The 21697-nt window shown below is 66.0% G+C and carries 20 protein-coding genes and 1 tRNA gene; 14 read left to right on the forward strand and 7 right to left on the reverse strand.

The genetic code is table 11. The features are described 5' to 3' along the window. Window positions 1-35 precede the first annotated feature (35 nt). Both HMP09_RS00585 and HMP09_RS00590 read left to right on the forward strand, forming a co-directional pair. Window positions 36-890, forward strand: a complete 855-nt coding sequence (locus tag HMP09_RS00585; RefSeq protein WP_176501488.1) for a tyrosine-type recombinase/integrase — start codon at window positions 36-38, stop codon at window positions 888-890. Between the two features lie 31 nt (window positions 891-921). Then, a complete protein-coding gene (locus HMP09_RS00590; protein ID WP_176498740.1) occupies window positions 922-1869 on the forward strand; it encodes an acetyl-CoA carboxylase carboxyltransferase subunit alpha in 948 nt (315 codons plus the stop codon). A 120-nt stretch (window positions 1870-1989) separates the two neighbouring features. Here HMP09_RS00590 and HMP09_RS00595 read toward each other — a convergent pair whose 3' ends face one another. Together HMP09_RS00595 and HMP09_RS00600 are read right to left on the reverse strand one after the other, a co-directional pair. Further along, on the reverse strand, window positions 1990-2166 hold the full coding sequence (locus HMP09_RS00595; RefSeq protein ID WP_176498741.1) for a Flp family type IVb pilin: 177 nt from the start codon (window positions 2164-2166) through the stop codon (window positions 1990-1992). 126 nt (window positions 2167-2292) lie between these two features. Beyond that, complete coding sequence (locus HMP09_RS00600) at window positions 2293-2496, reverse strand: Flp family type IVb pilin (protein WP_176498742.1); 204 nt, start codon at window positions 2494-2496, stop codon at window positions 2293-2295. A gap of 31 nt (window positions 2497-2527) precedes the next feature. On the opposite strand from HMP09_RS00600, the gene HMP09_RS00605 reads away from it, so the two are divergent. After that, entirely contained in the window at window positions 2528-2977 is a 450-nt protein-coding gene (locus tag HMP09_RS00605) for a (deoxy)nucleoside triphosphate pyrophosphohydrolase (RefSeq protein ID WP_176498743.1), read from the forward strand. 342 nt (window positions 2978-3319) lie between these two features. On the opposite strand, the gene HMP09_RS00610 is transcribed toward HMP09_RS00605, so the two are convergent. Then, window positions 3320-3393: transfer RNA gene (locus HMP09_RS00610), tRNA-Cys, on the reverse strand. A gap of 219 nt (window positions 3394-3612) precedes the next feature. On the opposite strand from HMP09_RS00610, the gene HMP09_RS00615 reads away from it, so the two are divergent. The 6 genes from HMP09_RS00615 (at window position 3613) to HMP09_RS00640 (ending at window position 12601) form a co-directional block, all read left to right on the forward strand. After that, window positions 3613-4632: a helix-turn-helix domain-containing protein gene (locus HMP09_RS00615; protein WP_176498744.1), complete on the forward strand. Its 1020-nt coding sequence runs from the start codon at window positions 3613-3615 to the stop codon at window positions 4630-4632. Window positions 4633-4985: 353 nt separating this feature from the next. After that, on the forward strand, window positions 4986-5615 hold the full coding sequence (locus tag HMP09_RS00620; protein ID WP_232090908.1) for a protein-L-isoaspartate O-methyltransferase family protein: 630 nt from the start codon (window positions 4986-4988) through the stop codon (window positions 5613-5615). A gap of 10 nt (window positions 5616-5625) precedes the next feature. After that, entirely contained in the window at window positions 5626-7155 is a 1530-nt protein-coding gene (locus HMP09_RS00625) for a TolC family outer membrane protein (protein WP_176498746.1), read from the forward strand. A 35-nt stretch (window positions 7156-7190) separates the two neighbouring features. Beyond that, window positions 7191-7754, forward strand: a complete 564-nt coding sequence (locus HMP09_RS00630) for a DUF2497 domain-containing protein (RefSeq protein ID WP_176498747.1) — start codon at window positions 7191-7193, stop codon at window positions 7752-7754. Between the two features lie 66 nt (window positions 7755-7820). Then, window positions 7821-10748: a valine--tRNA ligase gene (locus HMP09_RS00635; RefSeq protein ID WP_176498748.1), complete on the forward strand. Its 2928-nt coding sequence runs from the start codon at window positions 7821-7823 to the stop codon at window positions 10746-10748. Between the two features lie 359 nt (window positions 10749-11107). After that, complete coding sequence (locus HMP09_RS00640; RefSeq protein WP_176498749.1) at window positions 11108-12601, forward strand: MATE family efflux transporter; 1494 nt, start codon at window positions 11108-11110, stop codon at window positions 12599-12601. Between the two features lie 216 nt (window positions 12602-12817). Here HMP09_RS00640 and HMP09_RS00645 read toward each other — a convergent pair whose 3' ends face one another. The 4 genes from HMP09_RS00645 to HMP09_RS00660 form a co-directional block, all read right to left on the reverse strand. Beyond that, the gene (locus HMP09_RS00645) at window positions 12818-13582 is read right to left on the reverse strand and encodes an NYN domain-containing protein (protein ID WP_107957173.1); all 765 of its coding nucleotides are present in this window, start codon (window positions 13580-13582) and stop codon (window positions 12818-12820) included. Window positions 13583-13592: 10 nt separating this feature from the next. Continuing rightward, window positions 13593-13973, reverse strand: coding sequence for a DoxX family protein (locus HMP09_RS00650; protein ID WP_176498750.1), 381 nt, complete (start codon window positions 13971-13973; stop codon window positions 13593-13595). Between the two features lie 219 nt (window positions 13974-14192). After that, entirely contained in the window at window positions 14193-14669 is a 477-nt protein-coding gene (gene greB, locus HMP09_RS00655) for a transcription elongation factor GreB (RefSeq protein ID WP_176501489.1), read from the reverse strand. Between the two features lie 118 nt (window positions 14670-14787). Then, a complete protein-coding gene (locus HMP09_RS00660) occupies window positions 14788-16785 on the reverse strand; it encodes a lytic transglycosylase domain-containing protein (protein WP_176498751.1) in 1998 nt (665 codons plus the stop codon). A 111-nt stretch (window positions 16786-16896) separates the two neighbouring features. Between HMP09_RS00660 and dapA the strand changes: the two genes are divergently transcribed. The 5 genes from dapA (at window position 16897) to HMP09_RS00685 (ending at window position 21575) form a co-directional block, all read left to right on the forward strand. Continuing rightward, a complete protein-coding gene (gene dapA / locus HMP09_RS00665; RefSeq protein WP_176498752.1) occupies window positions 16897-17781 on the forward strand; it encodes a 4-hydroxy-tetrahydrodipicolinate synthase in 885 nt (294 codons plus the stop codon). Window positions 17782-17803: 22 nt separating this feature from the next. After that, window positions 17804-18298, forward strand: coding sequence for a hypothetical protein (locus tag HMP09_RS00670; RefSeq protein WP_176498753.1), 495 nt, complete (start codon window positions 17804-17806; stop codon window positions 18296-18298). Window positions 18299-18359: 61 nt separating this feature from the next. Next, the gene (gene smpB / locus HMP09_RS00675) at window positions 18360-18842 is read left to right on the forward strand and encodes an SsrA-binding protein SmpB (protein ID WP_055879372.1); all 483 of its coding nucleotides are present in this window, start codon (window positions 18360-18362) and stop codon (window positions 18840-18842) included. Window positions 18843-18845: 3 nt separating this feature from the next. Next, the gene (locus HMP09_RS00680) at window positions 18846-19415 is read left to right on the forward strand and encodes a DUF2062 domain-containing protein (protein WP_232090488.1); all 570 of its coding nucleotides are present in this window, start codon (window positions 18846-18848) and stop codon (window positions 19413-19415) included. An 84-nt stretch (window positions 19416-19499) separates the two neighbouring features. Continuing rightward, window positions 19500-21575: a M13 family metallopeptidase gene (locus HMP09_RS00685; protein ID WP_176498754.1), complete on the forward strand. Its 2076-nt coding sequence runs from the start codon at window positions 19500-19502 to the stop codon at window positions 21573-21575. The last annotated feature ends 122 nt before the right edge of the window (window positions 21576-21697 follow it).

A 21697-nucleotide genomic window follows, 5' to 3' on the forward strand; every position in this document is an offset into this window, starting at 1 on the left:
CTGCCGACCGCGCGCTGATCGATCGGTTTCTGGAGATGATGGCAGCGGAGGCGGGTGCCGCGCCCAACACCGTCGCCGCCTATCGCAGCGACCTGACGCTCGCCTCGCAGGCGCTGGAAGGCGGGTTGGTGGAGGCGGATGCGGATGCGCTCGCGACGCTGTCGGGGGGCTGGTCCGCGCTTTCCCGGTCGACCGTGGGCCGAAAGTCCGCGTCGCTCCGCCGATTCTTCGCGTTTCTCGCCGACGAGGGGCACCGCGCCGACGATCCCGGCAAGGCGCTGCCCCGACCCGGCACCGCGCGCACCTTGCCCAAGGTGTTGAGCCATGCCGACATCGACCGCCTCTTCGGCGCGATCGCCGAACGCGCTGCGCGCGATCCGCTGGACCCGAACGACCTGCGCCTCTCTGCGCTGTTCGAACTTCTCTACGGCTCCGGGCTGCGCGCGACCGAACTCGTCAGCCTGCCGCGCAATGCGGTCCATCCCGATCGCCCGTTCCTGATCCTGCGCGGCAAGGGCGGGCGCGAACGGCTGGTCCCCATCTCCGATCGCGCGCGCGCGGCGGTTGCGGTCTGGCGCGCCTATGTGGCGACGGACCGGCTCTGGTTGTTCCCGTCGGGCAAGGGTCATCTGTCCCGCATCCGTCTGTACCAGTTGGTCAAGGCCCTCGCTGCCGAAGCGGGCATTCCGCCCGACCGCGTCAGCCCGCACGTCCTGCGCCATGCCTTCGCCACGCACCTGCTTGCGGGCGGTGCGGACTTGCGCGCGCTCCAATCGATGCTCGGCCACGCCGATATCGCCACCACCGAAATCTACACGCACGTCGATTCGAGCCGCCTCGTCGAACTCGTCAATACGCGTCATCCGCTCGCCGATCTGCCGCCGCGTTGACGCGGACGCGCCCGCGCCGTAACCGCCGCACATGCCAAGCTTCCTCGACTTCGAGAAACCGATCGCCGAACTCCAGGGCCGGATCGACGAACTCCGCGACACCGCCGCCGAAGGCAGCGTCGACCTAGCCGCCGACATCGCCCGTCTGCAGGCGAAGTCCGACAAGTTGCTGAAGGATACCTTCGCGCGGCTGACGCCGTGGCAGAAGGCGCAAGTCGCGCGCCATCCCGAGCGCCCGCACTTCAAGGATTACGTCGCCGCGCTGTTCGACGAGTTCGTGCCGCTCGCCGGCGACCGCGCATTCGGCGACGACCAGGCGATTCTTGGCGGCTTCGCGACGTTCCGCGGGCGAAAAATCATGGTGCTTGGCCACGAGAAGGGCGACGACACCGCCAGCCGCCTCCGTCACAATTTCGGCATGGGCAAGCCCGAGGGCTACCGGAAAGCGATCCGCCTGGTCGAACTCGCGGACCGATTCGGGCTGCCGATCGTGACGTTGGTCGACACGTCGGGCGCGTTCCCCGGCATTCAGGCCGAAGAGCGCGGTCAGGCCGAGGCGATCGCGCGCTCGACCGAGGCCTGCCTCAACGCCGGTGTGCCGATCGTCTCGGCGATCGTCGGCGAGGGCGGTTCGGGCGGCGCGGTCGCGCTGGCGGCGGGCAACCGCGTGCTGATGTTCGAACACGCGATCTATTCGGTGATCAGCCCCGAAGGCTGCGCCTCGATCCTGTGGCGCACCGCCGACAAGGCACCCGAGGCCGCCGAAGCGATGCGCATCACCGCGCAGGACCTGAAGGCGTTCGGCGTCATCGACGATATCGTCCCCGAGCCCTTGGGTGGCGCGCACCGCGACCGTACAGCGGCGATCGATGCGCTTGGCTCCGCCCTGACGTCCGCCCTGAACGATCTGGCGACGCTGGCCCCCGTCGAGCTGCGCAAGGACCGCCAGGCCAAGTTCCTCAAGATGGGGCGTCTCTGATCGCTTTGCACTGATCCGCGGATAGGAAAAAGGCGGCGGAACCGAGGTTCCGCCGCCTTTTTCGTAGCGATATCCGGTGGAGGGACGGTCCGCGAACGGAGCGTCCCTCGGCATCGGTTATTAGCTGGCTACCGACGAGTTCAGCTTGCCCGAGACGTTGGTGAACGTCTTGTTGAGGCTCGTACCAAGGCCCTGCATCGCAGCAATCGCGGCGACGGCGATCAGCGCGGCGATCAGGCCGTATTCGATTGCGGTCGCGCCCTTGCTGTCCTTGAAAAACTTGCGGATCGTCGTCATTCCGGTCTCCATCATTTCGATTACTTCAGTGTCACCCGGCTGCACCGGACGGGCCGGATCAGCGACCCGAGAGATACAAGTGGTTGGTTGAGAAAGGTTTAAGGTGGCGGACGATTCTCTTCGAGATCACCGGGCGGCCGTTACCTTGGTCTCGATGCTGGTCCACAGACCCGTCGTCGCACGCCCGAGCGTCGCCAGGCCGACGATCATCGCGATCACCACGAAAGCCACGATCATCCCGTATTCGACCGCAGTCGCCCCCTTCCTGTCGCGCACCGCGCGCGCGATCGTTCGGATGACGGGAGTCGTCGCGGGAGATATGAAATCCATGACCGCGGATCTACTTTTGGGGAATTAAGGAATGACCAACGATCTGGCGAAAGCGACAAGCGCGCCCGCGCCGACCGCCGCCGCGCACCTCCTGCCCGTGGTTGCGGCAGCACTCGTCGATATCGAGGGCAGGGTGCTTCTTCAGCAGCGTCCGGAAGGCAAATCGCTTGCCGGGCTCTGGGAGTTTCCGGGCGGCAAGGTCGAGCCGGGTGAAACCCCGGAGGCGGCGCTGATCCGCGAACTCGAAGAGGAGCTGGCGATCGCGGTGCCCCATGCCTGCCTGGCGCCGGCCGCATTCGCCAGTGCGCCGCTCGGCGACCGGCATCTGCTGCTGCTGCTCTACATCACGCGAAAGTGGAGCGGCGTGCCGCGCGCGATCGAGGCGACCGCGCTGCGATGGGTGCGGCCCGCGGACATGCATGCCCTGCCGATGCCGCCCGCCGATCCCCCGTTGATAGGCCTGCTCGACGCGCTGATCTGATCGATACCGTCGCCAGTCTCTATGCGGCGCGATTCGCACGGGAAAATGCGCCCGTTACGTCGGTTCGTTGGTTGGTCTGAAGGTATGTCGGCACGCCATCAACCTTTGGCTCGTCACCAAGGCGGGTCGGCATACTCCGTGTTCAAAAATCGCTTGATCCCGGCCGCGTGCAGGCGCATGGAATTCGGGCTGGCTACGTCCCAAGACCGTATCCAGCCCCGGACTGCGGCTCGCACGCGTTATTCCCTTTTCTCGAGCGAGCCGTTTCCATCGAAAGGTGGCAGCGCGCGTCGCTTTTAAGAGGTTGCGCTTCAACACGGCACTCGACGCTCGCGCATTCACTGGAGGCCCGACCGGGAATCGAACCCGGGTGCGAGGATTTGCAGTCCTCTACGTCACCACTCCGCCATCGGGCCCCGATTGCGTGAAGGCGGCGCAAATGCTTCGTTTTTGTGCTGCGGTCAACCGCCGTTGTCGCTTGCGGCGGAATAATCCTGTCAGGCCAGGATCGTGGCGCTTGCGGTCGGTGCGATCGGGGGCGGACCGGCGTGGTGAGCGCCGTTTCGTGACTCGCGCGCGAATGTGTCTTTGCTTAAGGTTAAGTATAACGACGGGAATGGCTTGGGGGCAGGCGCTTGAAGACGGACAGGATTGCGGGCGGCACGAATACGGCGGGCGTCGATGACGCGGTGTTTGCGATGCCGGCGGGTATGGCGATCCGGTATGACCGACCCGCCGCCGCGCTCGCCGATTACATTACCGGCTATCACGTCTATCGATCCGATACGGGTGGGGAAGGGCAGGTGGACTGGTTCCTGCCGGCAACCGCCAACGTCCGGATCGCGATCGATGCAGGGCCGATCGCGGTCTCGATCGGTCGGCGGACCTATGATCCACTGCCATCGGCAAGCCTGTTCGGACCGACCAACCAGGCGCTGAAGGCCGTGACGCACGGGGGCGTGATGATCGGCTTCGGGATCAGCGCGCTGGGGTGGGCGCGGTTGTTTCGGCGATCGGCCGCCGACTTCCGCAACCGTATCGTCCCGTTGGAGGACGTGCTGGGCAAGGCCTTCACGCGCGACGTGGTAGCCGCGTTGCAGGGTGCGCCGGACGACGCCGCGGTGGCGCCGATCCTTGATGCGCTGCTGCTCGCTCGGCTGGGGAGGTCGCATGCCGATGCGCCGCAGATCCGACAGTTGATGGAGATACTCGCGACCGACGGCCCGACCGACATCACGTCCGTCGCCGCACAGCTCGAGATGCCGACGCATGCGTTGCGGCGACTGGCGGTCCGCCATTTCGGCTTTCCGCCCAAGATGCTGTTGTTGCGCGCGCGGTTCCTACGCTCGTTCGTCCGATTGATGACCGACGGCGGCGGCGCGGACTATACGCGGATCGACCGATCCTATTTCGATGCGTCGCATTTCCTGCGCGATTCGGCGACCTTCCTCGGGATGACCCCGCGACGGTTCATGGCGCTGACCAAGCCGTTTCTGGACGCAAGCCTCAGGGCGCGGAATGCGGTGCTGGGTTCGCCGACACAGGTGCTGCACGACATCGAGACGGCACCGGCCCGCGATGCGCAGCCATACGACTCGGCTCGTCCTACGCACCACCGGGTCATTTCGCAGGACGGTTCCGCGATAGGGTGCTAGGGACATGTACAGAGGTGTTGCCGGGATTTCTCGTGCGCCCTCGACGCCCCGTTCGCGGCATCTCGGTGTCACACGGGCGGGCGGGGCGTCTTCCGACGCTGGCGCGCGGCTTTGAATCGTGGCGAAATCCGACCAACCGATGCTTGGCGTTACCGCGCCCACGCGATAACAGACGCGGCATATCCGGCCACGCGATATCGGAACGATCCGAAACAAGTGTATTGCGTGGCTAAAACAGTTGTGCGACAGGATGCGCCATGACGACGACGACTCTCGATACTCCCTCGCTCGCAGCCGAGACCCATGACATCGGCGGGACCACCGTTTCCTCCGCGCCCGCGACGTTCGACGCGATGCGTCACGCGATGGTGGCGAGCCAGTTGCGCACCAATGCTGTGAACGACCCGCGCGTCGTCGCCGCGATGGCACGCGTGCCGCGCGAGGCGTTCATGCCCGCCGACGTTCGTGCACTCGCATATCGCGACGCGACGATCCCGCTGGGCCGCGGGCGATATGCCAATCTGCCGATGGCGACCGGCCGTTTGCTGACCGAAGCCTATCTGACGGCGACGGACCGCGTCCTGCTGATCGGCGCCGCAACGGGCTACACCGCCGGAGTGCTGTCCGAGATCGTCGGCTCGGTCGTGGCAGTCGAGAGCGATCCCGCCTTGCTCGCGATCGCGCGAGACGCACTCGCGGGGATCGGCAACGTCGAACTCGTCGAGGCACCGATGCAGGACGGCCACGCTGCCGGCGCGCCATATGATGCGCTGATCATCGATGGGGCGATCGAGACCGTGTCCGACGCCTTGATCGCACAGGTCAAGTCGGGCGGTCGTGTCACCGCCGGGATCGCCGAACGCGGGCTGACCCGGCTCGCTTCGGGACGCAAGACCGATGGCGGGTTCGCGCTAGCGGCGTTCGTCGATGTCGAATGCGTGGGCCTGCCCGGCTTCGACGCCCCCAAACCCTTCCGGTTCTGAGCAGAAAACAATGGCCCGCGCCGCATATTTCCGCAGTCTGCTCCTGAGTGTTGCGCTGACGTATAGCGCTGCACCACTCCATGCGGAAACGTTGCGAGAGGCGCTGGTCAAGGCATACAACACCAACCCCACGATCACCGCGCAGCGCGCTACCCTGCGCGCCACCGACGAAAACGTGCCGATCGCCCGCGCTTCGGGACTGCCGTCGGCGAACGCGACCGGGGATCTCACCGAGTTCCTCGTCACGGGGCAGAACAATTTCGTCGCGCCGCCGCGTCAGGCCGTGGCACGGGCGAACGTGTCGGTCCCCTTGTACCTGGGCGGGCAAGTCCGCAATTCGGTTGCGGCAGCGAAAACCCGCGTCGAGGCAGGCCGCGCGACACTGCGTGGTACCGAAGCCGATCTGTTCACGAACGTCGTCGCGGCGTACATGGACGTGATCCGCGACGAGGCGATCGTCGGGTTGAACACGCAGAACGTGCGCGTTCTCGACGTCAATCTCCAGGCCAGCCGCGACCGCTTCCAGGTCGGCGACCTGACCCGCACCGACGTCGCCCAGTCCGAGGCGCGTCTCGCCCTCGCGCGTGCACAGCTCCAGTCCGCACAGGCCAATCTGATCTCGAGCCGCGAAAGCTATATCCAGTTCGTCGGCACGCCACCCGGCACGCTCGATACACCGCCGACGCTGCCGCATCTGCCCGATAGCCCGGCCTCGGCCGTGACCGTCGCCATCGACAACAATCCGGTGCTGATCGCGGCGGCCAGAGAGCGGGATGCGAGCCGCTACGACGTCGGTGTCGCCCGCGCGAGCCGGCTGCCACAGATCAGTGCGGTCGGTGGCGCCAGCTATACCAATTATCTCGGCTCGATTGCGTCTTCGCCCAGCGGCACCAGCACCATCCCCAACGCCAACAAGGCCGTGCAGGCCGGACTGTCGCTGACACTGCCGCTGTTCCAGGGCGGGCGCCCCGCCGCGCAGGTTCGCCAAGCCGAGGCGTTCCAGTCGCGCGCGATCGAGAACGTCACCGCGACCGAGCGCAACGTGATCGCGCAGGCGCGCTCCGCCTATGCCGTCTGGCGCTCGTCGGAGCAGGTGATCCAGTCGTCGGAAACCGCGGTCAACGCCAACAAGCTGAGCCTCGAGGGTGTCCGCGCCGAGAACAGCGTCGGCACGCGCACGATCCTCGACATCCTCAATGCCGAGCAGGAATTGCTCAATAGCCAGGTGACTCTCGTGACCGCGCGCCGCGACGCGTATGTCGCCGGGTTCGCGTTGCTGGCCGCGATGGGCCAGGCCGAGGCGCGCGACCTGGGGCTCGACGGCGGCGTGCTGTATGACCCGGTGGCCAACTATAATCGCGTCCGACGGAAGATCTGGGATTTCGGCGGCGACGGAGAACCCGTGCCAGTCGCCACCCGTACCGCGCAGACGCCTGCACAGAACGCCACGGTTCAGGCGCAGTACGACCCGTTGCTCGATACGCCGGTTGACAGGAACCCCGCCTTGACGACAGGTAAGGACGCGCCGAGCCGCCAATAGGGGCGCGCGGGGCTACGGGGTTTGGGATGGTCCGGATGGGGGATGTCAACGGCGAGCCGTCGATGGAGGAAATCCTCTCGTCGATCAAACGCATCATCGCGGAAGAGGGCGATACGCCCGGCCGGTCGCGCCGACCTGCGCGCGCGACGACGGCACCGGTCGACCTCGATCCCGCCTATTTTGACGGCGACCACGACGATGACGAGATTCTCGAACTGAGCGACCCCATGCCCGATCGTACGCCGCGCCCGCCCAAGTCCCCGGTGATCGGCGCCGGCGATACCCCGGCGGAGCCGCGCCATGCCGCCCCGCAAACCGTCGCGCCGAAGGCCGTGCCGAGCGCCAAGCCACAGCCGGCCACCGATGGCACGGCCGAGCCGATCGTCTCACGCCAGACCGCGGCTGCAACGCGCGCGCCGCTTGAGGCGTTGACGCGGATGATGGTGAAACCCGAAACCGGCAATGACGGCACGCTCGAGGGACTGGTGCGCGAAATGCTGCGCCCGATGCTGCGCGAATGGATCGACGCGAACCTCCCCAACATGGTCGAGGACATGGTCTCGCGTGAGATCGCCAAGATCATGAACCAGCAGCCTTAAAGCTCTCGGTTCCCGGGCGCGGACGCGAGGCTGGTTTCCTCGCGCCACGCTCGCTAAGGCTCGCGCATGAGCGAGCTTCCCAAAACCTTCGACCCTGCCTCCATCGAATCGCGCTGGTACGCGCATTGGGAGGCCAGCGGCCAGTTCCGCCCCGACCGCCCGAACGCCGAGCCCTGGACGATCGTCAACCCGCCGCCCAACGTCACGGGCAGCCTGCACATCGGCCATGCGCTCGACAACACCTTGCAGGATATCCTCACGCGCCACGCGCGCCTGAAGGGCAAGGATGCGCTCTGGGTGGTCGGCACCGATCACGCGGGCATCGCCACGCAGATGGTGGTCGAGCGCCAGATGGGCGCGCTGACCCCGCCGCAGAAGCGCACCGACCTGACGCGCGAAGAATTCGTCGCGAAGGTCTGGGCGTGGAAGGAAGAGAGCGGCGGCGAGATCACGCAGCAGCTCCGCCGGCTCGGCTGCTCGATGGACTGGGCGAACGAGCGCTTCACGATGGACGAGGGCTTTTCGAAGGCCGTCCTCAAAGTGTTCGTCGACCTCCACAAGCAGGGGCTCCTGTACCGCGACAAGCGGCTGGTGAACTGGGATCCGGGTCTCGGCACCGCGATCAGCGACCTCGAAGTCGAGACGCGCGAGATCAAGGGCAGCTTCTGGCACCTGCGCTATCCGCTGGCCGACGGTTCGGGTTTCATCGAGGTCGCGACGACGCGGCCCGAGACGATGCTCGCCGACATGGCGGTCGCGGTGAACGCTGCGGACGAACGCTACACGCACCTGATCGGCAAGCAGGTGAAGCTGCCGATCACCGGCCGGCTGATCCCGATCATCGCCGACGACCATGCCGATCCAGAGTTGGGATCCGGCGCTGTCAAAATCACGCCGGGGCATGACTTCAACGATTTCGAGGTCGGCAAGCGCGCCGGCATGGCCGCGGGCAGCATGCTCAACATGCTCGATGCGAAGGCGCGCGTCGTGCAGGTTGCGGACGGGCTGATCCCCGACGCGTTCCTCGGCCTCACGACCGCCGAAGCGCGCAAGGCGGTGGTCGCGCAGTTGAAGGCGGACGGCGTCCTGATCCCGCACCTCGACAAGGAGGGTGTCGAACACGACGCCGAACCCCGCACGATCCAGACGCCGTACGGCGATCGCTCGGGCGTGGTGATCGAGCCGTGGCTGACCGACCAATGGTATGTCGACGCCAAGACGCTCGCCCAGCCCGCTATCGAGGCGGTGCGGACCGGTGCGATCGATATCGTACCGAAGACGTGGGAGAAGACGTTCTTCAACTGGATGGAGAACATCCAGCCTTGGTGCGTCTCGCGGCAGCTGTGGTGGGGGCACCGGATTCCTGCGTGGTTCGGCTTCTCGAAGGAATGGCTGGAGCGCAATGCCGACAAGACATATGCTGAGATGGGCGCCGACGTGCTCAAAGGAGCATCGTCGGATCAGGTGATCTTCGTCGCCGAAACCGAAGCCGAAGTCGCTCAACAGGCCGAGGAATACTACGGCTCCGACTATCAGATCGTCTTTTCTGAACTGGAAGGCGAAAGGGTCACGCTCGCGGGCAACCGGCCCGCCATATTCCTTAGCCGAGATAGTGACGTGCTCGACACGTGGTTTTCCAGCGCCTTGTGGCCCTTCGCCACGCTCGGCTGGGACGGCACAGAATCCCCCTCCCGCTTGCGGGAGGGGCTAGGGGAGGGCATGTCCACACAAGACACCCCGTCTGCGACAAGCCCTCCCCCAACCCCTCCCGCAAGCGGGAGGGGAGCTTTGGGCGGCCGCTACCCGAACGACGTCCTCATCTCCGGCTTCGACATCCTGTTCTTCTGGAACGCGCGGATGATGATGCAGGGGCTGCACTTCATGAAGGACGTGCCGTTCCGCACGCTCTACCTCCACGGCCTCGTCCGCGCCGCCGATGGCGCCAAGATGTCGAAGTCGAAGGGCAATGTCGTCAACCCGCTCGGCCTGATCGACAAATACGGCGCCGACGCGCTGCGCTTCTTCATGGCAGCGATGGAGAGCCAGGGCCGCGACATCAAGATGGATGAGAAGCGCGTCGAGGGCTATCGCAACTTCGCTACCAAGCTGTGGAACGCAGCCCGGTTCGCGCAGGCCAACGGCATCGTCGCGAGCACGACGCTGGAGGCGCCCCGCGCGGAGCTCGCGGTCAACAAGTGGATCATCGCCGAGACGATCGCGACGGTCCAGCAGGTCGATCTGGCGCTCGCCGACTACCGCTTCGACGGCGCCGCCAACGCGATCTACCAGTTCGCGTGGAGCCGCTTCTGCGACTGGTATCTCGAACTGATCAAGCCGCAGGTGGTAGACGACGTGCGCGGCCAGATCGACGACGAATCGAAGGCCGTCGCGGGCTGGGTGCTCGACCAGATCCTGGTCCTGCTCCACCCGTTCATGCCGTTCATCACCGAGGAATTGTGGCACGCGATGGGCCCGCGCGATCATGACCTGATTGTCGCGCAATGGCCGATGGCGGATGCGCGGTCGCTCGATCCCGAGGCGAGCAAGGAGGTCGACTGGCTGATCCGGCTGGTGAGTGAAGTTCGAACCGTGCGGACAGAATTGAACGTACCACCTGGTGCTCGATTGCCTTTTGCAGTCACTGATGCGTCTCCAGAGACGGACGCAAGGTTGGGAAGGCATGCCGCAACATTAGCACGGCTAGCTCGAATCGAGCGCGGCGTTGCCATCGGAGGTGAGGCGCAGGTTGTCGTCGACGAGGCGACCTATGTATTGGCACTTGGCAGTGTCATCGACCTTGACGCCGAACGCGCGCGCCTGACCAAGGCGATCGCCGCGGCGGAGAAGGAGCGCGACGCGCTGTCGGGCCGGCTCGGCAATGCGAGCTTCGTCGAACGCGCCAAGCCTGAAGCGGTCGAGAAGGCCAAGGCCGACCACGCCGACAAGGCCGCCGAAGCCGCGCGGTTGCAGGCCGCGCTGGGGCGATTGGGCTGACCTGCTCCCCTCCCGCCTGCGGGAGGGGTCGGGGGAGGGGCGTGCCTCAAAAGCCGGACGCCGGTACGTACGTCGTGCCCTCCCCTGACCCCTCCCGCAAGCGGGAGGGGAAGGCGTGGTTGGAAGCCTTTGCGCTCTAACAACTCCCCCCGGCGAAGGCCGGGGCCCCCTTTTTTCAACGTCGCTCGCTGCGCTGGCGCTCCATTACGGGGACCTTTCCAGTTGGGCCCCGGCCTTCGCCGGGGGGGCGGACCTACCGGCTTGTCCCGGCGTTCATTCCGCGGCTAGGCTGGGGCCCCGAGAGGGCGCCCGATCGTCCGCCAATCGATACCGAAAAACCGGCTTGACGGAGTGAGTGTGTGAGCGACCTGCAATCCGATGTCCGGCCGGGTAAGCCACCTCCCGGTGGCAGATCCGGCCCCAAACCCGGCCAACGCGATCTTACCGCCGGGCATATCGGCCGCACCCTGCTCGCCTTCGCTCTCCCGACACTAGGCTCTAACATCCTGCAATCGCTCAACGGCTCGATCAACGCGATCTGGGTCGGGCGCTATCTTGGCGAAGGCGCGCTCGCCGCGACGTCCAACGCGAACATCATCATGTTCCTGACGTTCGGCGCGGTGTTCGGGTTCGGGATGGCGGCGACGATCCTCGTCGGCCAGAGCTTCGGCCGCCACGACATCGACGGCGCGCGCCGCGCGTTCGGCTCGGCGGTCGGGCTGGTGCTCGGCGGGGCGATCGTCATCGCTGCGCTCGGCTGGGTGTTCGCGCCCGAGATCCTGCACCTGCTCGCGACCCCCGGCGACGCGATGCCGCTCGCGCTCGCCTATCTGCGCGTGATCTTTCTAGGGCTGCCCGCGTCGATGATGATGGTGCTGCTGATGATGGGCCTGCGCGGCACCGGCGATTCGATGACGCCGCTCTGGTTCATGTTGCTCAGCGCGATTCTCGACAGCGGGTTCAACCCGTTGCTGATCGCCGGGATCGGCCCGTTCCCGCAGCTGGGGATCGCCGGGTCGGCGATGGCGACGCTGATCGCCAGCCATGTCTCGCTGCTCGGGCTGGTGCTCTATATCTACCGGCGCGACCTGCCGCTGCGGTTGCGCGGGCCTGAGCTGCGCTACCTCATCCCCGAGCGCGCGTTGACGGGTACGATCGTGCGGAAAGGCCTGCCGATGGGTGCGCAGATGCTCGTCATGTCGACCGCGGGGCTCGCGATGGTCGGACTGGTCAACCGGCTCGGCGTGGATACGGCCGCGGCCTATGCGGTGTCGCAGCAGCTCTGGACCTATATCCAGATGCCCGCGCTCGCGATCGGCGCGGCGGTCAGCTCGATGGCGGCGCAGAATATCGGCGCGGGCCGCTGGGACCGGGTCGGCGACATCACCAAATACGGCCTGCTCTTCAATATCGCGCTGACCGGCGCGATGGTCGGCGTGGTGATCCTGTTCGACCGGCCGGTGATGACGCTGTTCATCGGCGGCGACAGCCCTGCGCTGCCGATCGCGCGGCATATCCAGCTGATCGCGAGCTGGAACTTCATCCTGTTCGGCATGACGATGGTGCTGTTCTCGACGGTGCGCGCGAACGGCGCGGTGATCGCGCCGCTGATCGCGCTGATCATCGCGCTGTATCCGGTGCGGATCGGCTTTGCGCTGCTGGCCAAGCCGTGGCTTGGGCCGGATGCGCTGTGGTGGAGCTTCCCGCTGGGATCGGCGGCGACGCTGGCGATCGCGATCGGGTACTACCGGTACGGCAATTGGCGGAAGGGTGCGCTGGTGGTTCCCGAGGATTGCGAAGAGGGCGCCCACGCGATGACCGAACCGGGCGGGCGGTTGCAGCCTACGGGGTGAGGCGAGGCAAAGCTTCTCTGTCAAAGGCTCCAGCACCAAGGCCACCTCCCCGGCGGAGGCCGGGGTCCAGTTGGGGGACGTTGCTAACGTAGCTCAATGCCCAGTTACTGCGACCTTTCCAACTGGACCCCGGCCTCCGCCGGGGTGGTGCAATTATGGGCAGGTCGGTTGTGCCCCCGCCGCCCGTGCTCCAGGCCGCGCGTGTTCCGTGCCGCCCTACCGCAGCCGCTTCACGAACGACCGGCCACCTTCACGGCGCTCGTGCTGGAAGTTCGGGATCGTCTCGATCAGGTCGGACAGCCGGTTGAACCCGTAATTGCGCGCATCGAAGCTCGAGCGGTTGCCCGCCAGCTGGCCGAGTTCGGCGACGCTGGCATAGCCCTTCTCGTCGCGCTTCACCGCGTTGTACGCGTCGATCAGCAGCTTGATCACCTGTTCGTCGATCGGTTGCGCGGTCTTGGGGCGGGGGGCCGGGGCAGGCGCCGCCGCCTTCTCGCCCGCGACCGGCGCAGGAGCGGGCGCGGGCATCGGCTGCGACGTCTCGTTCAGCGCGCCCACGTCGATGAACCGCGTGCACGCCTGGCGGAACCCCTCGGGCGTGCGGCTGGTGCCGAAGCCGTAGACCGGGATGCCGTCCTGCCGGATGCGCGTCGCCAGCGGCATGAAATCGCTGTCCGACGACATGATCCCGAACCCGTCGATCCGCCCGCGGAACAACAGGTCCATCGCGTCGATCGTCATCTTCATGTCGGTCGCGTTCTTGCCCTTGGTCAGGTCGAACTGCTGCTGCGGCTCGATGCCGTGCTTGATCGACATGTCGCTCCACGCCTTCAGCGCAGGCTTGGACCAGTTGCCATAGACCCGCCGGACGTTGACCGTGCCGAGCTCGGCAAGGACGGTCAGCACCGGGTCGAGCGTGGCGGCGGACGCGTTGTCCGCGTCGATCAGGAGGGCGACGTTGCGCGTTGTGGTATCGATCATGCGCGTGAGGTTAGCTGCGCCCGCGCCCCGCGTCCACGCTCCACGCGCCGCCGCCCGCCGCGGCGAGGTACAGGAAGACGAAGCAGTACAGCACCGCCGCCTCGCCGCCATTGGCGATCGGGAAGGGGCCCTGCGGCAGATGCGCCATGAAATAGGCGACCGCGGACATGCCCGACAGCACGAACGCCACCGGCCGCGTGAACAGGCCGACGATCAGCAGCCCGCCGCCGACGACCTCGAGCACGCCCGCGGCGGTGAGCAGCGGGGTCATCGGCATCGGGAACGGCGGCAGGCCGAAGAATTTCGAGATGCCGTGGCTGAAAAACACGAGCGCGACGACGATCCGCATGACGCTGAGCAGGCGGGCGGACCAGGTGGCGGGTATCGGCATGCGGAGATCCTCGGTGTCGTTGCGACCCTGAAATGTACCACGCGGCACGCCCGGTCAATTTACGTAAATCGAAACGTATCGTTGACGCAGGCTCCAATCCTCCCCCGCCAGGGGGAGGTGGCACCGAAGGTGACGGGGGGGAGGACACGGAGCAAAGGTTTCGCTTACCGCCCCCTCCGTCTGGCAAGCGCCAGACACCTCCCCCTGGCGGGGGAGGATTCACGGATAGGCGATCGCCATCACCTCGTACTCGCGCTCGCCCGCAGGAAGGTCCACGCGCCGCACGTCACCGATCGCAGCCCCGCGCAGCGCCCGTGCGAACGGCGAGTTCCAGCCGATCCGGCCATTGCTCGCGTCGGTCTCGTCGTCGCCGACCAGCGTCAAAGTCCGCTCGGCATCATCCTCGTCCGCGACCGTCACGCACGCCCCGAACCACACGCGCGACCGATCTTCCTGCACGGCGGGATCGACGACCTTGGCCGCCTTCATCCGCTTCGACAGCCAGCCGAGCCGCCGGTCGATCTCGCGCAGCCGCTTGCGGCCGTAGATGTAATCGCCGTTCTCGGAACGGTCGCCATTGCCTGCGGCCCAAGAGATCACCTCGACGAGCGCAGGTCGTTCGGTCGAGAGGAGCTGCTCGTATTCGGTGCGCAACACCGCGTAGCCGGCTGGGGTAATGTAGTTCGGGCGGTCCATACGCGTCCGTATCATGTTCTGCGCTACCGTCATCCTGACGAAAGTCAGGATCCAGAGCCACCAAGGACCACCGCCCGTTACCCTGGATCCTGACTTTCGTCAGGATGACGCAAAGGTCTCAGCCCGGCCGGTTCTTCCCCAGATACCACGACAGCCGCGCAGCCCCCCGGCTCTTCGCCCGCGCGGGGTTCATCAGGTCGTACACCACCGCATTTTCCAGCACGCGCTGCACGTAATTGCGCGTCTCCTGGTACGGGATCGCCTCGACCCAATCGACCATGTCGACCGCGCCCGTGCGCGGATCGCCGTTCGCGCGGAGCCATTTGTTCACGTTGCCGCCGCCCGCATTATACGCCGCCACCGCGAGCGGATAGCTGCCGTAATTGGCGTACACGCGCTGGAAATAGCTCGATCCCAGCATGATCGACATGTTCGGATCGGTGGTCAGCGCCGCCTGGTTATAGGCCAGCCCGATCTTCCCCGACTGCTCGCGCGCGGTGGCGGGCATCAGCTGCATCAGCCCGCGCGCGCCGGCATGGCTGACCGCGGCCCGATCGAACTGGCTCTCCTGCCGCGAGATCGCGTGGATGATCGTCCAGTTATCCTCATACCCCGCCGGCACCGCGACCATCGGGAAGCCGACCGCGGAATAATCGCTGAGCCCGTTGGCCAATGCGCTCCGCCCGACCATCACGCCCAGATCGGGGCGATTGATCGTCTTCGACAGCTCGGCCGCGAGCAGATGATCGGTATCGGTCGTCGCGTCGGCGGCGATCTGGCGGACGAACGCGGTCTGGTCCTGCCAGTCGCCGATCTGGCCGAGGAACTTCACCGCGCGCACCGTCTCGCGCCGGTCGAACGCCGCGCGCGCCGACGGATCGATCGCGACCGACGCCACCGATGGCGGCGCGACCAGCGCGCGCCCGGTCCGCTCGTTCGCGAGCTGCCCGTAATATTGATCGCGATACCCGGCCGCCTGACCGTAGAAGGCCGCCGCCTGCGGTGCGAGCCCCGCCGCCTCGGCCGCACGCCCCGCCCAATAATAGCCCTTCGACCGGACCTGCGGCGAGCGCGAGCCGCGCGCATAGCGATCGAACAGCGTCATCGCATCCGCGGGCCGCCCGAGCTGCTTCATCGCCACCCGGCCGCCGAGCCAGGCGAGATTGGTATATTCGTCGCGCTCGGCATAGGATTTGGTCGAGACGTCGGCGCCATAGGGATAGGCATCGTCGATCTGCCGCGCGATGTCGTAGGCGACCTGATACTGGCTGTCGTTCGCCGCGCCGTTCGCGTTGGTGACCAGCACCTCGTACCATTCCGCCGCATTGCCCGGCCGCGTTGTAAGCGACCGCGGCCGCGCCAGCCATGCGCGGGCCGAGGGACTCGCCCCCGAATTGCGCAACCACTGCGCCCGGTCCGCGACATAGCCCGCATCGTTGGCGTACAGGGTCTGCGTCGCGGACGAGATGTCCGAGGCATTTAGCGCATTCGTCCGGAACGCGAGCCGCGCCGCGAACACCGGCCGCCGCGCCGCGCTGGTCCATACCAGTTGCCGCTGTGCTGCCCCGGTCTGGCCCGCCCACAACAGCGCATCCATCCGCGCGTCCTGATCGTCGGGCGTCAGCGCACCCGGAAAGCCCGACAGCACCATCCCCTCGTCGGTCGGCGTCAGCCCGCTGCTGCGCCACGCGGTCCGCACTGCGGCATAGGCCTGATCGCGCGCGCCCGTCGCCTGCAGAGCGCGGGCATAAGCTACGCCGCCCGACGCCGACTGCGGCGGATAGCGGCGGAAGAACGCGGCGACGCTGACCGGCGACCCGGTGGCGGCCTTGCGCTCCGCCGCGCGGCGGTTGGCGGCCTCGTTCGGCCAGCCCGGATGCGCCATGAGGAAGCCCGCATAGCTGTCGAACGGAAGCGCATCGGTCTGCTGCAGCGCGCGCCACTGCGCGATCGTCGCGGCGATCGCGCCGTCGCTTGCCATCGGCTGCGCATTCGGCCCCATATTGGCAAGCTGCGTGCTGTAGCGATCGAGCGTCTGCTGACCGCCTCCGGACGCGGCGACCGTCCCCGCCACGACTGCAAGAAGAAGGCTCGTTTTCAACATCGATGCTACCATGTGGACAGCATACGCCTCGAACCCGTATCTGTCCTGAACGAAATCCGGATTCCACCCGGTATTTGGCGCAACAGGCCAGACTTTTCTTCTCGCAGGGACGCAAGGCTACCCATGTTTTCAGGATCGATTCCGGCACTCGTCACGCCGTTCGCCGCCGATGGCAGCTTCGACGAAACCGCGTACCGCGACTTCATCGAATGGCAGATCGAGGAGGGCTCGTCGGGCCTCGTCGCGTGCGGCACCACCGGCGAAGCGGCGACCTTGTCGTATGACGAGCATTTCCACGTCGTCCGCGTCTGCGTCGACCAGGCGAAGAGCCGCGTCCCCGTGATCGCCGGCGCGGGGTCGAACGATACGCGCGTCGCCTCCGCCAACCTGCGCGCTGCCAAGGACGCCGGCGCCGACGCCGCGCTGATGGTGCCGCCTTATTACAACCGGCCGGGGCAGGAGGGCATCTTCCGCCATTTCGAGGCGCTCGCCGCGACGACGCCGCTGCCGATCATCCTCTACAACGTGCCCGCGCGCACGGTGACGGACATCCAGCCGGCGACGCTCGCCCGGATCGTCGAGGCGTTCCCCGACGTGTTCGTCGGCGTGAAGGATGCGAGCGGCGTACTCGCCCGCGTCTCACAGCACCGCGCGGCGTGCGGACCCGATTTCTGCCAGCTGTCGGGCAATGACGACATGGCACTCGCATTCAACGTGATGGGCGGCACCGGCTGCATCTCGGTGACGGCGAACGTCGCGCCCAGGCTGTGCGCCGAGTTCCAGACGGCATGCCAGTCGGGCGATTTCGTCACCGCGCTGGCGTACCAGGACAAGCTCTATCCGCTCCACGAAGCGCTGTTCACCGATGCGTCGCCGGGGCCGGTGAAATACGCGATGTCGAAGGTCCGCGCCGGTTTCCCCGAAACTCTGCGCCTGCCGATGACGCCTGCGGGTGAGACGTCGCGCATGGCCATCGACATCGCTCTGAGCCATGCTGGTCTGATCTAAGTTCCAGAAAGGAACTGCATTGGTGAAGTATCTCGAAAAGGCGAACAACGAAACATTGTCCTTTTGCCAGTGCGAACGCGCGCTTGCATCAATTCCGGGCCAGTTGGATTGCCCTTGGTGTGGCTGCGGTTATCTGATCTCCTGCACATATTGCAGGAAGGCATTTACCTACGCTAGGGTCGTCGAGATCGACTTGAGCTATGTGGAGATTGTCACCGCAGACCGAAAACGCGGAGGTTACGATACGGCGATCGGTGTCGTTCAACCGCAAGCGGATTGGTTGGCCGACGTCATGCAAGATTTCGAAATAGGCGATCTCGTCGTCTATTTCGACGGCTTCTACCTTAAGGCAGAAGCCGATACTCTCGAACTCGACGGACTTTTCGCAATCCATTCGCTTGATCGGCTGCCACATCATGACGCACTGATTGAGCCAGCGGCGCTGCTCGCGACGCTTGGAAACGTGGAGTATTGGCTATCGCGCGAGCGGCCCTTTCGCGAAATCGATAACGAATAGGCCGATCCAACCCCCGCCACCGCTTCCCCTAAGCCCCGCGACCTCCTACATCGCGCGTCCCATGGCACGTCCCAAACCCCCCACCTTCGAGAAGACCAAGATCGTCGCCGAGAACCGGCGCGCACGGTATGATTATTATATCGAGCAGGTGTTCGAGGCGGGCATCGCGCTCACCGGCACAGAGGTGAAGGCACTGCGCGGCGGCGAGGGGTCGATCGCCGAGGCTTATGCCGAGGTGAAGGGCAAGAACGTCGTCCTGGTGAATTCGAATATTCCCGAATTCAGCCATGGCAACCGGTTCAACCACGAGCCCAAGCGGCCCCGTAAGCTGCTGCTGCACGAGCGCGAGATCAACAAGATGTTCGGCGCGGTCGCGCGTCAGGGCATGACGCTCGTGCCCTTGATGATCTACTTCAATTCGAAGGGCCGCGCGAAGATCGAACTGGCGCTCGCCAAGGGCAAGCAGAACCACGACAAGCGCGATTCGGTAAAGGAACAGGACTGGAAGCGCGAGCAGGGCCGGATCATGCGGGATCGCGGATAGCCTGTGTCCAAGGCACCGGGCAGCATATTCTCGCGTCTTGCGGCGTGGTCGCATAGCAATCTGCCCACGCGCGAATCGATGGAGAAGAACCGTCTTCTCCGTCCCGTCGCGCACCGCGTGCTTGCGCCCGAGCTCTGGCGGTTCACCCGTCGATCGGTGCCGCGTGGCGTCGCGCTCGGGATGGTCGCCGGCATCCTCATCCCGGTCGCGCAGACGCCGGTCGCCGCGGTCTTCGCGTTGCCGTTTCGCGCCAACGTGCCGACCGCGGTGCTGACCACCTTCATCACCAACCCGCTGACCACGCCGCCGCTATGGATCGCGGCGTATTGGATCGGCTCTTCGATGCTACGGCTCGACGAGCATGTCCCCGGTCAGCCTGTCGCCGAGGCCGCCGCACGGACCGAATGGATCCCGTGGCTGATGCAGGCGGGGCCCGCCACGGCGCTCGGCCTGCTAGTCATCACGATCGTCTGCTCGGTCGGTGGCTATGCGCTCAGCGCGCTGGGCTGGCGGTTGTGGATCGCGCGCAAATGGCGGAACCGGCACGATAATCGCCCTGGTAATGTTTCGTAACATTTGACACCGGTTGGAATTGACGGACCGTCTTATCCGCGTAAAACACGCGATATCCAGACGGTTTTTTCTCCGAGGTTCTTGATGCGTAAGTCGATTGTTACCGTGATCCTGCTCGCGTCCGCCGCATCGGCGATCGCGCAAACCAGCCCGTCGCCGACGCCTTCGCCGACGCTCGCCAAGGCCGCGAAGGGCTCGGTCGCGTCGAAAGACGCGAACAAGCCGCAGATCGGTGATTTCGGTTTCGACATGGCCGGCCGCGATACCAGCGTGACGCCGGGCACCGACTTTTTCGATTACGCGAACGGCGGCTGGGTGAAGACGACGCCGATCCCCGCCGATCGCTCGTCCTACGGCATGTTCCACGTCCTCCAGGACCTGTCGCTCGAACGCACGCGCACGATCCTCGACGTGTCGGCCAAGACGCCCGGCGACAAGGTCGGCGATTTCTACACCAGCTTCATGGACGAGGCCGCGGTCAACGCGAAGGGCGTGACCCCGGTCAAGCCGATGCTTGCCGCGCTGAAGGCGACCAAGGACAAGACCGCGCTCGTGACCGAGATCGCCAAGCTCCAGCGCATGGGCGTCGGCGGACTGGTCGGCGTCGGCGTGCAGCAGGACGACAAGGACCCGACCACCTATGTCGTCGGCCTCGGCCAGAGCGGACTCGGGCTGCCCGACCGCGATTATTATCTGAAGGATGATGCCAAGCTCGCCACCATCCGCACGGCGTACCAGGCGTATCTCACGCGGATGCTGACGCTCGCGGGCGAGCCCAATGCCGCCGCGCGTGCCGCCGCGGTCTTCGCGATGGAGAAGGGCCTCGCGACTGCGCACTGGACGCGGATCGAGAGCCGCGATGCCGACAAGACCTACAACAAGTGGACCGCCGCCGATTTCGCCGCGAAGGCCCCCGGCTTCCCCTGGGCGCAGTATATGACTGCAATGGGCGTCACCGGCCGTCCGTTCTACCTCGTCGCACAGCCCAGCGCGGTGACCGGCGAGGCCAAGGTGTTCGCCGACACGCCGGTCGGCGTCCTCCAGGACTATGCGATGCTCAAGGTACTGCGGTCGTATGCGCCGTACCTGTCGAGCGATTTCGACAAGACCAACTTCGGCTTCTACGGCACCACGCTGTCGGGCACGCCCGAGCAGCAGGTCCGCTGGAAGCGCGGCGTCTCGACCGTATCGGGCGCGATGGGCGAGGCGATCGGCGAGCAATATGTGGCCAAATATTTCCCGCCCGCCTCGAAGGCGGCAGCCGACGATCTGGTGAAGAACGTCATCGCGGCAATGGGCGAGCGTCTCAAGAACCTCGAATGGATGGCGCCCGAGACCAAGACCAAGGCGCTTGCCAAGCTGGCCGCGTTCACCCCCAAGATCGGCTATCCGGACAAGTGGCGCGATTATTCGGCGCTGCAGATCCAGCGCGGCGATCTCGTCGGTAACGTCGCGCGCGCCAACGCGTTCGAATATGACCGCGATCTCAAGAAGCTGGGCCAGCCGATCGATCGGGCCGAATGGTTCATGACGCCGATGACGATCAACGCCTATGCCAACCCGACGATGAACGAGGTCGTCTTCCCCGCCGCGATCCTCCAGCCGCCCTTCTTCGATCCGAAGGCGGACCCCGCGGTCAACTATGGCGGCATCGGCGCGGTGATCGGCCACGAGATCAGCCATCACTTTGACGATCAGGGCCGCAAATACGATCTCAACGGCAAGCTGACCGACTGGTGGACGGCACAGGACGTCGCGCGCTTCAAGGTGTTCACCGATGCGCTCGTGAAGCAGTATGACGCGTATGAGCCGCTGCCCGGCCAGCACATTCAGGGCGGGCTGACGCTCGGCGAGAACATCGCCGATCTGGCAGGGCTGACAGTGGCGTACGACGCGTATCACAAGTCGCTGGGCGGCAAGCCGGCGCCGGTCATCGACGGCACGACGGGCGACCAGCGCTTCTATTACGGCTGGGCGGGCGTGTGGCGCACCAAGTTCCGTGACGCCGCGCTCCAGCAGACATTGCTGTCGGATCCGCATTCGCCGGGCCATCAGCGCGTCCTGACCGTCCGCAACCTCGACCCCTGGTACGCCGCGTTCGGCGCCAAGCCCGGTGAGGCCAGCTACCTCGCCCCCGCCAACCGCGTCCGCATCTGGTAACGACGACACCGCCGAACGCCTCACAGAGCCCCGTCATCCTGGGCTCGACCCAGGATCCAGAGCCACACGCACCGACGTCCGTGGCTCTGGATCCTGACTTTCGTCAGGATGACGCAGTTTGG

The organism is Sphingomonas sp. HMP9, from assembly GCF_013374115.1.
Lineage (GTDB): Bacteria > Pseudomonadota > Alphaproteobacteria > Sphingomonadales > Sphingomonadaceae > Sphingomonas.